Below are 14,717 nucleotides of genomic sequence, written 5' to 3' on the forward strand. Positions count from 1 at the left end.
TATGATATGTACTAAATTTGCGAAATAAACAATTAAAATGAACACAAAAATCTGGCTTTCATCACCACACATGGGCGGAACCGAATTAAAATACATACACGAAGCTTTTGATGCCAATTGGGTAGCTCCTTTAGGACCAAACGTAGATGGATTCGAAACAGATATAGAAAAATTTTTAAATGCTGATGTGAAAGTGGCCGTACTTTCTGCGGGAACAGCAGCACTTCATTTAGCATTAATAGAATGCGATGTAAAACATAACGATGAGGTTATTTGTCAGTCTATGACGTTCTCTGCGTCTGCCAATCCTATTGCTTACTGCGGTGCAAAACCCATCTTTATCGATAGCGAACCAGAAACCTGGAATATGTGTCCAAAAGCTTTGCGTGAAGCCATAGAAAACAGAATTTCAAAAGGAATACTGCCTAAAGCAATCATCGTGGTGCATTTGTATGGAATGCCGGCAAAAATGGATCAAATCATGGCAATTGCCAATGAATTCAATATCCCTGTTATAGAAGATGCAGCAGAAGCTTTGGGCTCAAAATACAAAAACGAAAATTGTGGAACTTTCGGGAAGTTTGGAATTTTATCTTTCAACGGAAATAAAATTATTACAACTTCTGGCGGTGGCGCTTTAGTTTGCCATACCCAAGAAGATAAAGATAAAGCTGTTTTCTTATCTACACAAGCCAGAGACAATGCCCCGCATTATCAGCATTCAAAAATTGGTTATAATTATAGAATGAGTAATATCGTAGCAGGAATCGGACGTGGCCAGATGGAAGTTTTAAATAACAGGGTAGAAGCACGCAGAAAAATGCACGATTTTTATGTTCAAACATTCAAAGATATAGACGGTGTGGAAGTTTTCTCTGAGCCTTCAGAAGATTTTTATTCTAATCATTGGCTGTCTGCAATTATTGTTGATGAAACAATAACTGGTAAAAATAGAGAAGAACTCAGGTTGGCCTTTTTAGAAGATAATATAGAATCTAGACCACTTTGGAAACCAATGCATTTACAACCAGTGTTTTCAGACGCATTATACTTCGGTACAGATGTTTCAGAAAAACTTTTTGATAACGGACTTTGCTTGCCTTCAGGATCCAACCTTACCGATGAAGACAGAAAGCGTATTGAAATCGTTATTAGAAATTTCTTTGCTTAATTTTTAAACTTAATATAAATGAGCTCGCAAAACAAATGTTCTGCGAGCTTTTTATTGCTATGGTGTGTATTTTGTATCTTTCATTTTTTTTTAAATAAATTTTAATGACATATTCCCCCACCATCAGAGAAAAGGGTTTTTATACTTCGCCTAAAATTAAAATTATTTCATTTTTTATGATCTTAATTTTTAGTATTTGCCATTCGCAAAATGAAGTAAAGGGTAATACTGTTTTTGCTCCCATCGGAATTATTAATTTCGCGGCAGAAAAACAAATTTCCAATCATTTATCATTGCAAATAGAAGCATTTGTTTCGCCTTGGAAATCATTCACAGGACGTCATCTGCAAATTTATTTAGGTACAGCAGAAACACGTTATTATTTCACAAAAAAACAAAATAAATGGTTTCTGGGAGCTTATATCTCGGGAGGTGTATTTGATATACAAAAATACAATTATTGGAATGACAAGCATATTACAAATGAAGAAGGCGTTTCTTTGTATAACGATGATGGGACGCCAAGAATTACCAGTCTATACCAACGTGGTTTTGTATATATACTTGGCGTAGATGCTGGTTATAAATTGAAAATGTCTGAACATTTTAATCTTGAGGCATTTATTGGTGTAGGTACGGTACAGGGTTTCTATCATGGTTTTTTTGCAGATACCAATTTACGGTACGATAAGGCTGAAAAATGGAATAAAAGCGGCGAAATTTTACCTACAAGAGGAGGTGTGATGATCTCCTATGTTTTTAAATAAATTAGCTGCTTTAGTAACAAAAAAAACTCACAATAAAAATTGTGAGTTAAAAGTGAGCGCGTCAGGATTCGAACCTGAGACCGTCTGCTTAGAAGGCAGATGCTCTATCCAGCTGAGCTACGCACCCATTTGTAATTTTGTGAAAATTATCTAAAACTGTCGGGGCGGCAGGATTCGAACCTGCGACCTCCTGGTCCCAAACCAGGCGCGATGACCGGACTACGCTACGCCCCGATGATGATCATCTCAAAACAAGAATTATCTTCTTTTTTGTGGGTGCAAAGATAGGATATTTTTTTGAATTTAAAAATAAAATGACAATTAATTTCAAATTTATTTTTAAAAAGCTTTTTTGATTCCTCTGGTACTATCAAGTAATCAAAATTGCTATTCGGGTTCAATTAAATTTTATTCTAAAAAAAATTCATTTATATCCGGTTGTATTTTAAAACATATTTGTATTTTTTTTTCAAACTCATTTTCTTTCAAAACCTTTCTTATGAAGTGTTTTCTTTAGTTTTTAGTATTTAAAAAAAATAAAACCTGGGGAAAATACGTAATCAGAATAGTTATTTTACGGATGATATATAGCGGGAAATGAGTAACTTTACTTCATAAACCAACACCATGAATCTCCGAAAATTGATAGAATCCCTATGCGAATTAGTAGATCCCGACGGCTCTATGATTGAAGCTCTAAATATTGCAACATTGAACGATGGTGATGAGTTTTTTGAGACCTCTTCTCCAATTATTCTCTCCATTGTCAACGTTGAAGAAGACCGAATGATGAAAAATCAACCGGAATATTTTAAAAAATCAGAAAATAAAATTTCAAAATATAAAAATCCAAATCAATATTTAGTCCTTTCATTATTGTTTGCATCTTACAATAAAGAAACATACAAGTATCTCGACGGAATTGATAATCTCAATACTATTTTAGTGTTTTTTCAGCAGCACAACTCTTTTTTTTATAAAGACGATGATAGAGAACTCATTACTTTAGAAAATTTTTATCAAAAAAAAGAATCTGAAAAAGAACTTTACCAAAAAGTGACAATGGAAATTGTGAGCCTCAGTACAGAACAACTCTACCAAATGTGGTCTTGTCTCGGCTCCAAATACATGCCGTCTATGCTCTTTAAAATGAGGCTTTGCATGATCTGAGAATCTACAGTTTCACAAGACAATAGGATTGCTAAAGCTAAAATATTTTTTTCTTGAATATGATAAAATAAGCATGCAGACAGACAATTATGGTTTTATTTCAAAGTTTTTAAATTCTATACAAAATTTAAACAAACAAAGATTGAATTTTATCTAAAAAGGAAAAAATCTTGATTCTGATAAAAAAATAATGAAATTATAAAAATAAAACGGTGAAAGAAGAATTTATATATATCGAAAATGCAGGCCTTATCATTCTTCAGCCTTTTTTCACTACGCTTTTTGAGCAACTTAATTTAATTGAAAAAAATGACTGGAAATTTCAAAACCATGATCATAAAGCTGTTTTACTGATGCACTTTTTGGTCTATGGAGATGAGTTTTTCCAAGAAGATAAAATGATTTTAAATAAAATTCTTTGCGGATTCTCTTCAGATGAAGTTATCAATACAAATATTCTTTTGAGTTCTGATGAAAAAGAGGCTTGTGAAGATCTATTAAAAGCCGTTATCAAGCATTGGAGTGTAATTGGAAATTCTTCAATTGACTCGCTTAGAGCAATGTTTTTGCAGAGAAATGGAAAAATTGAACTAAAAAATGAAAACCATGAACTCTGGATAGAAGGAAAAGTTTTTGACATTCTTCTGAATCAAATCCCGTGGGGAATTTCTATCACGAAAACACCCTGGATGGAAGGTCTTTTATTCTGTCATTTCAATCACTAAAATAAACATTATACAAAGAAAATTATCATGAAAAAAACGAATTATTTAAAAGAACTAAGCCTCTCAGCTGAGGTTGTAAAGAGGGGTTTGGCCAATAAAAAGGCAGATGTAGAAAAAATTCAGTCGTGGCTTTGTCTGCAAGAAAGACAACACCGCGGAATTGGCACAATGACAGGAATTGATGGCGATTTTGGTACGGCAACCGAACTTGCAGTGAAAAATTATCAAAGATTTTTGGGTTTACCGGCGGATGGTGTGGTAACGACTTCGCTATTTTCTAAATTAACATTAAACCTTAAAAAGTCATTCGAATCTGTTGAGAAAAAAACAAATTTAAGAGATACAATCTCAGAAGTTGCTCATAATCATCTTAAAGGATTTCCGTTTGAGTTGGTTATCAAACAACAAACCAATTGCGGCCCTTGGGTAAGAAGTTACATGGGTGGAAATGAGGGGGCAAACTGGCTTTGGTGTATGGGGTTTGTGCAAGCAGTTCTTGATCAGGCAACATCATTACACGGAAAAAAAATTACAGATATGATGCCAATCAGTTACAGCTGTGATACCGTTGGTACCTACGGAGTTCAAAAAAATGTACTGATCCGAAACGAAAAAATTAGAAACAATCCCGCTTTGGTAAAAAAGGGAGATGTTCTTTTGGTAAGGAAATCTCAAAATGATTGGATTCACACCGCAATTATTGTGGATGTAGTAGGAGACGCATTTGTTACTATCGAAGGAAATACCAATAATGATGGGTCTAGCAATGGTGACGGTGTTTACAAAAGAGTTAGAAACTTCAGAAAATCTATTTTGGATGTTTTTAGTATGGATAATTGGCTGGTTTAATTTAAATATATGATTATGATTACAACTGCACAAAAAAACAAAATAATACAGATTATTAATGTATTTGAAACCGGTACAAGAGAAGGGAAATATGATCTTATTGCCACATATCCGGATGGTGTAAGTGGTTCTAGACAAATTACTTACGGAAGAAGCCAAACTACCGAACAAGGCAATCTGAAAGCACTTATTGAAAAATACATCACCAACAAAGGCATATTTGGAGGAGAATTTAAAATGTACCTTCCAAAAATAGGAAAAACACCTTTGGTAGATGATGCTGTGTTTAAAAGTCTGCTCAAAAAAGCGGCAAAGCAAGATCCTATTATGAGAAAATCTCAGGACGATTTTTTTGAAGTACTTTATTATCAGCCTGCTTTTCATTTTTTTGAAAAAAATAAATTTACACAAGCTCTCAGTATGCTTGTCATTTATGATAGCTACATACATTCAGGAAGTGTCCCTGCGTTTATCAGAGAGAAATTTGCTGAGAATGTTCCTTTGAATGGAGGGGATGAAAAAAAATGGATTAAAAAATATACCGAGGCAAGACATTCTTGGCTTACAAACCATTCTAAACAGCTTTTGCGAAAAACAAATTATAGAACAAAATGTTTTTTAGAGCAAATTGTTAATAATAATTGGGATTTGGCAAAATCTGTCAATGCCAACGGAATTGCTGTGTGATTTAATATGATTTATTTTAAAATTAGAAATTATACTTCAGGCTCAAAAATATAACTGAACATTGTGCAAAGAATGAGGTGGGAAGAAAATAGAAACCATTATTCTGCCTGTAATTCAAGAAAAACTGAATATTGCCTTCTCATGATATTTTTGAGACAGAAGCATGTGTGGCTGGCGAAAAAGGATTGATCAATCTCCGGTTTCTATACACAAATCTTCTGTTTTATAGTCTGTAGAAGATTTAGTTTAAAATAAATAGTTACACACCAATTGCTTTGCAGTAAAAGGGAAGCATTGTGAAGAGGTAGAAATTGTAAAAAAAAATTTCATAATCAAAAGAAAATATTTATTATCATTAAATAAGGAATTAGAGAAAAAGGAGAAGGTATTGGATAAAATTTGAAATTATTTCTACGGCTTGTTCTTTTTCTGCGAAAGAATTGCTAAAAATGGATGTTGATAAAATTAAAAATAAATTTTTATGATTATCGGCATGGTGTAATAATTGAGAAAACTTTGTATTTCTTTGTTAAGTTTACGCCTTTTATACCTTAAAAGATGGTCTAGATTTGAAATTCTTTGTTTTTCTTTAAATTAAACATTATTAAAAATAAAGGATATACAGGTAAACTTTAAAACAAAAAAAAACTCACAATAAAAATTGTGAGTTGAAAGTGAGCGCGTCAGGATTCGAACCTGAGACCGTCTGCTTAGAAGGCAGATGCTCTATCCAGCTGAGCTACGCACCCATTTGTAATTTTGTGAAAATTATCTAAAACTGTCGGGGCGGCAGGATTCGAACCTGCGACCTCCTGGTCCCAAACCAGGCGCGATGACCGGACTACGCTACGCCCCGAGAAAGATAAAAAGCGGAGAGTAAGGGATTCGAACCCTTGGTACCGTTTCCAGTACGCATGTTTAGCAAACATGTCCTTTCGGCCTCTCAGGCAACTCTCCTTTATCTTATATTTTTGAAGATCTTTGTTCTGTTATTGCGAGTGCAAATATAGAGTAGTTTTCATTACCAAGCAAATATTTTTCACAAAAAAAATGTGTATTTTTACCATGATAATTCACTATAAACACCCACGGATGCGTAAAACATTATATATCATTGGATTAAGTACTTTGATTTTTTCATGTGCTGCAAAGAAAAAAACAGTTGCTGCTACCTATAGACCCAAAATTGCTTCTACTACAACTAAAACGGCAGACAGTAAAGATAATGAAACAGCTAAAAAACCTCACGTTAAAACAGAAAATGGAGTAGAATTTTTTAGGGAAAACATTGCCAACATTACAAATAATGACAATACAACTAGTTATGGTTCTATTGTTTCTGCAAAACCTCAGGGTTATAAAGTTGTGAAGACTTATTTTCCTTCTGTAGGGCAAAATTTCAGACAACGGTACTTAATTTTACATTACACAGCTTTGAATGACGACAGGTCACTCATTGCGCTCACGCAAAAATCTGTAAGCGCCCATTATCTTGTTAATAATCTTGGTGATAACGAAATTTACCAGTTGGTAGACGAAAATAAAAGAGCCTATCACGCCGGAATAAGTACCTGGAGATCAGATAAAAATCTTAACGACAATTCTGTAGGAATCGAAATCGTTAATATTGGGTATACTGCCGATGCTAATGGTAAAAAAACTTTTGTTCCTTACAATGAAGAGCAAGTAAAAAAAGTAGCCGCTTTAGCAAAAGATATTGTGAATAGATACCAAATTCCGGCAACCAATGTTTTAGCTCATTCTGATGTTGCACCAACCAGAAAGCAGGATCCGGGACCATTGTTTCCTTGGAAAAAATTGTACGAAGAATATCAGATAGGGATGTGGTACGATGAAGCGACAAAACAAAATTTCTATAATTTGGCAGTAACAGATTTTACCACAAAATATAATGAGCCAGGATTTGTTTTTTTAGTGAAAACCAGTCTACAGAAATTTGGTTACGGGATTGAACTTTCTGATAAATGGGATGATGCTACAAAAAGAACCATTGAAGCATTTCAATATCATTTCAGACCTCAGAATTATGACGGGGTAATGGATGTTGAAACATGGGCAATTTTGCAAGCTTTAATTCTGAAGTATCCCACTAAGTAATCTCGTTATTAAAGGATACATATTCTACTAAAAGTAAAAAAAATAAGCCTTCTTTCCATTCTTTTACTGATGAAGAGAAGGTTTTTTATTGGATTTAAACTAAATTTGAAAACTAAATTTTTACCTTGAAATTTCTAATCATCATTCCTGCACATAACGAGGAAAAAAATTTGCCTTTTACTTTAGATTCTTTATTACAACAAAGTTTTAAAGATTTTAAAGTTATAGTAGTTAATGACGGGTCTACGGATAGAACTTCAGAGGTCATCAAAAAATACACAGATCTGGATTCTCGTATTCAAACCATTAATCTTCAGAAATCAGCTCATCAACCAGGCTCTAAAGTAGTGGCTGCATTCAAAGAAGCTTTGCATACTCAGGATGTAGATGGTTTTGACATTATTTGTAAGTTTGATTCTGATATTATTTTAACTAAAGATTATCTTCAAATGATTGCAGATTCTTTTGCTAAAAATGCAGATTACGGCTTAATTGGCGGGCTTCTATATGTAGAAAAAAATGGCGAATGGGTGTACGAAGGTAATTCAAATAAAAAACACGTGCGTGGTCCTATGAAAGCATATAGAAAAGAATGTTTTCTTCAAATTGGAGGTTTGCGTGAAACTTTAGGTTGGGACAATATAGATGCTATTTTGCTTCAGAATTTGGGATGGAAAGAAATTGTTCTTCCCGAATTGCAAGTGAAATTAATTAAAGTAAAAGGCGCAGATTACACGATAAAACCAGCAGATTACTACGGTCGATATTTTTATTTTTTAGGTTTAAACCGATTTCTCACGTACGTTGCAGCCGCAAAAGAAGCTATGAAAATAAAGTCAGCTTTCTTTCTGTTCGAAATTATCAGTTGTTATGAAAAATGTAAATCTCTAAATCTTGAGTTGAAAATATCCAAAGAAGAACAAAAAATTATCAATCAACACCGTTGGGATCAATTTAAAAATAAATGGTTTAAAATGTGATTTTAAAACCAATAGGAATGGTCTTTTGCTTATTTGTTTAAAAAAAGTGATCATACAATTGACTTTAGCTAAAACGTACAAAATAATTTATTGAAAAATATCGCCTACATAGAAATTGATACCCACGCAGAAATTGCTCAGGATTTTATGGATGTCATGCATGATTCAAAAGCATTTTCTGTGGATTATTATTTTTCCGTAAAGATTAAAAATCAAATCAAAGAAAGTGATGAATTTGTTCATGTGTCAGATTCTTCCATGATTTTAGATCAGTTGTCGAGAAAAAAATATGATTTGGTTATCATCGGAACGATTCACCGTTATTTCAATACTTTTTTAGCAATAAATCAGAAATACAAAACATCGGTTATTGTTCATAATCTGAATTTCTCGAAGATTTCAAAGAAAAATTTACTTAAAAATGTTTTCAAAAGTGATTTGATTTATCGCTTAAAGTTATGGTGGAAAGAAGGTCTTTTTAACGTAAATAAAACGTACGAAAAGGCAAGTGCTCATTTGGTTCTAGATAAACAATTATCGTCTGAAAAATATCGATTTTTGCCTTTATTTTATACTAAAACTTTCGAGGAAATAGAAAATGAAGAATTAACAATCGTTATTCCTGGTGGGGTTTCTCAGAAGAGGAGAGATTATCAACATGTTTTTGAAATCATTAAAAATTCTACAATAAAAGAAAATTTAACCTTTGTTTTTTTAGGAAAAGCCAAAGGGAAAGAGCTGAAAGATTTGGAAATAGTATCTAAAAATATTCCTAAAAACATTAAGATCACCTATTTTCCAGAAAGGGTTTCTTCGGAAGTTTTTGATGATTGGATGAAGAAAGCTGATGTTCTTTGGTGCCCCATTCAGCAGGAAACCGAGTTTTTCAGCAATAAAGAAATGTACGGGAAAACAAAAATGACGGGGAATTTAGGAGATGCCATTAAGTATGGGAAGTTTGCTGTATTTCCTAAGAATTATTTGTCTAAGCTAGAGTTTATCATAGCTGAAGAAGAAAATATTATTGAACAATTTCAAAATCTCAAAAATTCGACTTTTGATTTTCAAAAAGATTTTAGCCGTGAAAAAATTCAAAAAGATGCAGAAACGCTTTTAAATAAATTGATTTCTATTTAAATTTCAAAATACTCTTAATGAATTTCATGTTGATGTAATCTTCAATAGGGAAGATTTTGGTGAAATGATTTCCTATAAAAATAAGCAATAAAACAACTGCAGGTTTATAAACTAAATTGATGAAATTGTTCTCGAAAACAGGCAAAACAATCGCCACGGTGATCGCTAAAGTGCATATAATAGAAACAAAAATCATTTCAATTGAAAAAGGCGAAACTTTAAATACGAAATAATTGAAGATCACCTTTATCATATTATAAAGCGTCACTGAAATCGCCGTAGATAAAGCAATCCCTATCAAAGAAAGATCGGTGTGGTTGATGAAATACCAATTTAAGCTTATCGTTAAACCCGCCAGTAAAAGCATGACGATGATATTGAATTTGTAATATTTTGAAAGCGAAATAATGTTTCCGTTGAAACCGGTCGCCAAATCCAATAAAACGGCAGAGCCCCAAATCCAGATGACAGGTTCGTACATCCTCAGCAAATCGCCTTTTTTTGGCATAAAATGCGTTAAGTAAGGAAATCCTACCATGATGCAACCAAATAAAACAGCCCCCAGAAAGTAAATGGTAAGCGATGTTTTTTTATGAAATCTGTCGAGTTCTTCCATATCTCCATCGGCCAAGTTTTTTCTGATAATAGGTGCGGAAATATTAAATAAACCCAACTGCGGAATTGAAATCAACGAAATCAGCGCAAGTAAAATACTGTAAACAGCGATTTCTTCTTCTCCGATAAATTCACCAATCATGTAATTGTTAATGGCCATGTGATTGCCGAAAGTTCCTAGAAATCCGAAGAAACTATAGGCCGCAAATTCTCTGTAGAAATTGTCTTTCTTAAAATAATCTGTACTGAAATCGAGCTCTACTTTTTCAAGTTTGTTGGTGTAATAAATGTATCCAGAAAGCATCAAAGCAAATATTCCGAAGAAAAATGCCAATGCAATCTGCTCGGAAAACTGAAAATAAAAAAACAGACAAAACGAACCCAAATTGGCTAATTTTGGTAAAAGATTATCAAAAATATTAGAAACTACAATTCTTTTGTAATTGGAAATGTATCTGTTGAAAACTGCGCACAAAGACAGCGTAAAAACGAGTGGAAGAATATATTTTTTGCTTTCCCAGATTTTCATTTTTGTAAAGTCTAGAAAAAATGTGGGAATGAGAAAAAAGACAATCAGAAAAATGAGAAAATTTATGCAAATCAAAGCCAGAGAGAGCGATAGCATATTCTGATTTTTGCCGTCTTCATGAGCTTTACCGAAGAACTTCACATTGGAGTAGGAAATCCCCAAAACCACGAAAGGAACCAGCATCTCTGCCGCAGACATGATGTATCGTAATTTTCCGTAAAAAATAAGATTGTTGGTAAAAATAAAAATAGAAAACATCCCGATTAACGTCGCGACGTACCCAATCACCGAATATTTAAAACCCTGCCTTGCCACTACACTCATACTCAGTTTTTAAACATTTTTAGGAAAGAAAATAATATTGTTGATGTATTCTGTTTTGTTTTTTTCGTCGCTGATGTTTTTGATTAAGATTTCTTCGGTCAGTTTTTCTAGTGTAAAGGTTTTTCGGTTGAGATAATTGGCGTCAAATCCCCAACTTTCAACTTCCGAAATCTCTTTCCAGATGGGTGTTTCGTGGTGTCTTTGTTCCATTTCAACCATTAGAGTAGGGTTAAATTTCTGTATCGTCTGTTTTGCGCCGAAAAGGGTCTTCATTTCATTTCCTTCCACGTCGATTTTGATGAAATCTATTTTTTTAATGTTTTTAGATTTTGCCCAATCGTCTAGTTTTATCACTTCTACGGTCTCCGTGTAACTGTTTTCTTCGTCTTTTTCTTTGTAAGAAGTATTCAAAGTTCCTCTTGAGGCAACCATTTTTCCTTTAATAATCGGAACTTTAAACTGAGCTGTTGTGTTTTCGTCAGACAGCGCCACAGAAGAAATATTCATCGAGGGAAACAACCTTTTTAGTCTGATATTCAGTTTTTTATTGGGTTCGAAAGCGAAAATGTTTTGATGATTCAGTTTATTTTCAAACTGATAGAGAAAAGTTCCAACATTAGCGCCGATGTCAAAAATAACAGCATCATTTTTTAGATAATCTTTAATCCAAACCAGTTCTGGCTCTACATTTCTCGCCGAAAAGTTTTCTTTGGTGAGGTTTTTTAGATTCTTAAAATACCTCTGTTTGTAAAATCCTGGACTTATAAACTGCAGATTTTCTGCGAGTTGCTGGTATAAAGACATTAGTTTTTCTTTTTATGACCTGCAAAGATAGTGAAATTGTGAAGGAATAAAAGAGTGTATTTTTTTCGAAATTATTTTTTGACGGACGTGGTTTGGGTGGTAGAGATTTTAAATTTGTAAGAAATAAATTTTTAAAAAAAATGGCAAATTATTTATGGAAAGTTACCGCCAAAAGGAACAGTTTCGCGATTTTAAAAGGGATGTATGTAGAAATTCTCGTGAAAAATGCGTCAAGAAAACCGAATCAGAAGGAAGTGATTGAAGCAATTAATCTGAAGTATGGTGATAAAACAGCTTCTAACGGAACGAGTTTGTCGATTTTTGAGATTGTTGAAATATAATTTATTTTCCCTAAATACGGGAAGCCGCAAATGTGTTATTGAGAGAAGTTTTAATTTTGAAGGAAAAATAAATATGAATTTAGATGTATTGGATGTGGAGTGAAAGAAATTATCACAAAGATTGAGGAAAGACTTTTTGAAAACCAGTGAGGATTTTAATCTAATTTATCTTTTAAGGAAGGAAAATAGTGATAGATAAACTCATTCCGCAATTATTGAAGATTTACTAACTCCTCATGGTAAAGATAGGTTTAGAGATGAATTTCTTTCCATTTTTTTAAAATACTAAAAATTAAAGATTAAAGATTTCCACAAAAAAAATGTTTTAGTTTTAACTGATGGGTATAAATATTCCCAATTAGGTGAAATTTCTGAATTTGAAAAAAGTGTTTTTAAGCAATTTTTAAAAGATGAAACTGTATTTAAAGTTAAAATTGAAGATGCGTCCAGTACATTTTATAATGATTTTATAATTGATAATTTAAAAACTACTCCAACAACAAAATTTGATTCTTTTGTAGAAGAAACACATCTTGAGTTTGAGAAATTCATGAAGTCAAAATCATTATCAAAACTTAGAATAGTTTTGAAATTCCTTACTCAACAAAATTCTATTAATTAAAACATGGCCCAACGCGAACAAATCTACCGTCTCATGCTTCTTGCAGAACTCCTCAAGAGAAAACAAAAAGGAGTTACTTATGATGAAGCCTACGATTATCTCGACCAGAAATTCAGAGATAAAGGCTTTGATTTGAAATTTAGTGAAAAGACTCTTAAGCGTGATCGGGAACAGATTGCTGATATTCTGGGTATTGAAAGTTCATACTCTAGAACAGAAAAAAACTTTAAAATCACAGAAATGGAAATAGAGGAAGGAACCGAAACCGTTTTCGACAATATTCTCCTCATCGACGCGTACCGACAAACAAAAGGAAATTCAGATATTATGCTCTTCGAGAAAAGAAAAGCCAGAGGTTTAGAACATCTCAACGGAATTCTTCACGCTATTCAAAACAAAAAAATAATCACTTTCAATTATACCAAATATTGGGATGAAATTCCCCAGAAAAGAGTTTTAGAACCCTATGCATTAAAGGAATTCAATTATCGTTGGTATCTTTTGGCAAACGAAAAAAATAAAGACGATTTTAAACTCAAAACTTTTGGTCTAGACAGAGTTTCGTCGTTGGAAATTACCCATTCTACATTTACCAAAAAGACAATTGATGTAGAGTTGCTTTTTAAATATTCTTTCGGTATTATTTCCAGTTTAGATGAAGATCCTATAGAGATTGTTCTCTCTTTTGATGCGGTGCAGGGAAAATACATTAAATCTCTACCACTTCATCATACGCAGGAAATTATGAGCGAAAACGCAGAAAATCTGGTGATAAAATTGTTTTTAGTTCCCAGTTTTGATTTTATTCAGCAAATTTTGTCGCATGGTGATTTTGTAGAAGTGATTTCTCCAAAAAACTTTAAAAACCAAGTTGTAGATAAAATTGATAACATGAAAAAAAGATATAAAAAACAAAAACCTATGATGTAGAAGTGAGAACATAGTGCACTTTGAGTGAAATTCTAAAGAGATGTATAAGGGAAATAGGTTTTGAAAATGATTATTTTTCCAAAGCGGTATCCAAAAAATCATTCAAAGGTTTGGCAGCTTCAAATATTTTTGAAATGTTTTTTACTGCATTTTTATCCGAAAGATCTTTGTTTGTGACTTTGTGAACGCCGATGAAACTTTTCAATTTTAAATATTCAGCCATGGGATCGTCTTTTTCAAAACCTTGAGGAACGTTTTTTAATCTGTGTTCAGGATCCAATTCAGCATAATATTTTTTGAAATCTTTATCTTCAATAGCTTTTAGAAAATCGTCTTTAAATAAAGAAATTTCTTTTCTGATGTCTTTTAAAATAGGTGAGTCTGGCAGATAAATTCCGCTTCCTAAAAAAGATTTCCCCGATTCTATATGGAGATAAAAACCAGCTTTAGAATTCATTTTTCCCATTCCCAATGATGCACCAAAATAAGTTTTGTATGGCGTTTTATCTTTTGAGAATCTAGTATCACGATAAATTCTTAATAAAGATTTTTTAGCATCCAATTTCAATATATTTTCATCAAATTTTCCCATTTCTCCTATTAATTCTTCAGTGAAATCTTTAAAATCCGATTGTGCTTCTAGGAAAAAGTCTTTATTGTCATTAAACCATTCCCGCGTATTGTTTTTCTCAATAAGTTTCAAAAAATCGAATACTTTTGTTGAGATTTGTGATGCCATACTTTAATTTTTAATCAAATTTAAATAATATTATTGAAATTGAATGAGAAGAATCTTTTCATAAATTCATAATTATTAATATGTAAAACGTATTTTGTCGTATTTGTAATTATTGTTGAAAGATTTTTAAAGTAAAAATAAAAAAAGTATAGTTTTTTTTGTATAAATATAAAAAGGTTACATTTTTCTAAATCAAAATTATCAATTCT

Annotated in this window: 14 protein-coding genes and 5 tRNA genes; 11 read left to right on the top strand and 8 right to left on the bottom strand. The window is 32.5% G+C overall.

Translation table 11 applies throughout. The features are described 5' to 3' along the window. Nucleotides 1-37: 37 nt before the first annotated feature. Together BW939_RS12005 and BW939_RS12010 are read left to right on the top strand one after the other, a co-directional pair. On the top strand, nt 38-1,171 hold the full coding sequence (locus BW939_RS12005) for an aminotransferase class I/II-fold pyridoxal phosphate-dependent enzyme (RefSeq protein WP_076452262.1): 1,134 nt from the start codon (nt 38-40) through the stop codon (nt 1,169-1,171). Between the two features lie 104 nt (nt 1,172-1,275). Beyond that, nucleotides 1,276-1,938, top strand: coding sequence for a DUF3575 domain-containing protein (locus BW939_RS12010; RefSeq protein WP_228417219.1), 663 nt, complete (start codon nt 1,276-1,278; stop codon nt 1,936-1,938). Between the two features lie 53 nt (nt 1,939-1,991). Here the strand turns inward: BW939_RS12010 and BW939_RS12015 are convergent. Beyond that, nucleotides 1,992-2,065, bottom strand: a tRNA-Arg gene (locus tag BW939_RS12015). A 32-nt stretch (nt 2,066-2,097) separates the two neighbouring features. After that, a tRNA-Pro gene (locus BW939_RS12020) sits at nt 2,098-2,172 on the bottom strand. Nucleotides 2,173-2,565: 393 nt separating this feature from the next. Between BW939_RS12020 and BW939_RS12025 the strand changes: the two genes are divergently transcribed. From BW939_RS12025 to BW939_RS12040, 4 genes are all read left to right on the top strand, one after another. Then, on the top strand, nt 2,566-3,108 hold the full coding sequence (locus tag BW939_RS12025; RefSeq protein ID WP_076452263.1) for a Pvc16 family protein: 543 nt from the start codon (nt 2,566-2,568) through the stop codon (nt 3,106-3,108). Between the two features lie 212 nt (nt 3,109-3,320). Further along, nucleotides 3,321-3,833, top strand: a complete 513-nt coding sequence (locus BW939_RS12030) for a contractile injection system tape measure protein (RefSeq protein WP_076452264.1) — start codon at nt 3,321-3,323, stop codon at nt 3,831-3,833. 27 nt (nt 3,834-3,860) lie between these two features. After that, nucleotides 3,861-4,682 (top strand): peptidoglycan-binding domain-containing protein, encoded by an 822-nt coding sequence (locus tag BW939_RS12035; RefSeq protein WP_076452265.1) that lies wholly within the window; start codon nt 3,861-3,863, stop codon nt 4,680-4,682. 15 nt (nt 4,683-4,697) lie between these two features. After that, complete coding sequence (locus BW939_RS12040) at nt 4,698-5,369, top strand: chitosanase (protein WP_076452399.1); 672 nt, start codon at nt 4,698-4,700, stop codon at nt 5,367-5,369. A gap of 675 nt (nt 5,370-6,044) precedes the next feature. Here the strand turns inward: BW939_RS12040 and BW939_RS12045 are convergent. From BW939_RS12045 to BW939_RS12055, 3 genes are all read right to left on the bottom strand, one after another. After that, a tRNA-Arg gene (locus BW939_RS12045) sits at nt 6,045-6,118 on the bottom strand. A gap of 32 nt (nt 6,119-6,150) precedes the next feature. Then, nucleotides 6,151-6,225: transfer RNA gene (locus BW939_RS12050), tRNA-Pro, on the bottom strand. Nucleotides 6,226-6,239: 14 nt separating this feature from the next. Next, nucleotides 6,240-6,326: transfer RNA gene (locus tag BW939_RS12055), tRNA-Ser, on the bottom strand. 135 nt (nt 6,327-6,461) lie between these two features. Here BW939_RS12055 and BW939_RS12060 point away from each other — a divergent pair. The 3 genes from BW939_RS12060 (at nt 6,462) to BW939_RS12070 (ending at nt 9,604) form a co-directional block, all read left to right on the top strand. Further along, nucleotides 6,462-7,487: an N-acetylmuramoyl-L-alanine amidase gene (locus tag BW939_RS12060; protein WP_076452266.1), complete on the top strand. Its 1,026-nt coding sequence runs from the start codon at nt 6,462-6,464 to the stop codon at nt 7,485-7,487. Between the two features lie 125 nt (nt 7,488-7,612). Beyond that, nucleotides 7,613-8,467 carry a glycosyltransferase family 2 protein gene (locus BW939_RS12065; RefSeq protein WP_076452267.1) on the top strand — a complete coding sequence of 285 codons (855 nt, stop codon included), beginning with the start codon at nt 7,613-7,615 and terminating at the stop codon, nt 8,465-8,467. Between the two features lie 90 nt (nt 8,468-8,557). Next, on the top strand, nt 8,558-9,604 hold the full coding sequence (locus tag BW939_RS12070) for a hypothetical protein (protein ID WP_076452268.1): 1,047 nt from the start codon (nt 8,558-8,560) through the stop codon (nt 9,602-9,604). Here BW939_RS12070 and BW939_RS12075 read toward each other — a convergent pair. Both BW939_RS12075 and BW939_RS12080 read right to left on the bottom strand, forming a co-directional pair. Beyond that, entirely contained in the window at nt 9,597-11,072 is a 1,476-nt protein-coding gene (locus BW939_RS12075; RefSeq protein WP_076452269.1) for a lipopolysaccharide biosynthesis protein, read from the bottom strand. The genes BW939_RS12070 and BW939_RS12075 overlap by 8 nt on opposite strands. Nucleotides 11,073-11,081: 9 nt before the next feature. Next, nucleotides 11,082-11,876, bottom strand: a complete 795-nt coding sequence (locus BW939_RS12080) for an FkbM family methyltransferase (protein ID WP_076452270.1) — start codon at nt 11,874-11,876, stop codon at nt 11,082-11,084. Between the two features lie 140 nt (nt 11,877-12,016). Between BW939_RS12080 and BW939_RS12085 the strand changes: the two genes are divergently transcribed. Further along, nucleotides 12,017-12,217: a peptidase gene (locus BW939_RS12085; RefSeq protein ID WP_076452400.1), complete on the top strand. Its 201-nt coding sequence runs from the start codon at nt 12,017-12,019 to the stop codon at nt 12,215-12,217. Between the two features lie 625 nt (nt 12,218-12,842). Beyond that, nucleotides 12,843-13,769: a WYL domain-containing protein gene (locus tag BW939_RS12090; protein WP_076452271.1), complete on the top strand. Its 927-nt coding sequence runs from the start codon at nt 12,843-12,845 to the stop codon at nt 13,767-13,769. 70 nt (nt 13,770-13,839) lie between these two features. Here BW939_RS12090 and BW939_RS12095 read toward each other — a convergent pair whose 3' ends face one another. Further along, the gene (locus BW939_RS12095; RefSeq protein ID WP_076452272.1) at nt 13,840-14,508 is read right to left on the bottom strand and encodes a DUF2461 domain-containing protein; all 669 of its coding nucleotides are present in this window, start codon (nt 14,506-14,508) and stop codon (nt 13,840-13,842) included. Nucleotides 14,509-14,717: the final 209 nt, after the last annotated feature.

Source organism: Chryseobacterium piscicola (assembly GCF_900156685.1).
Classification (GTDB): domain Bacteria; phylum Bacteroidota; class Bacteroidia; order Flavobacteriales; family Weeksellaceae; genus Chryseobacterium; species Chryseobacterium piscicola.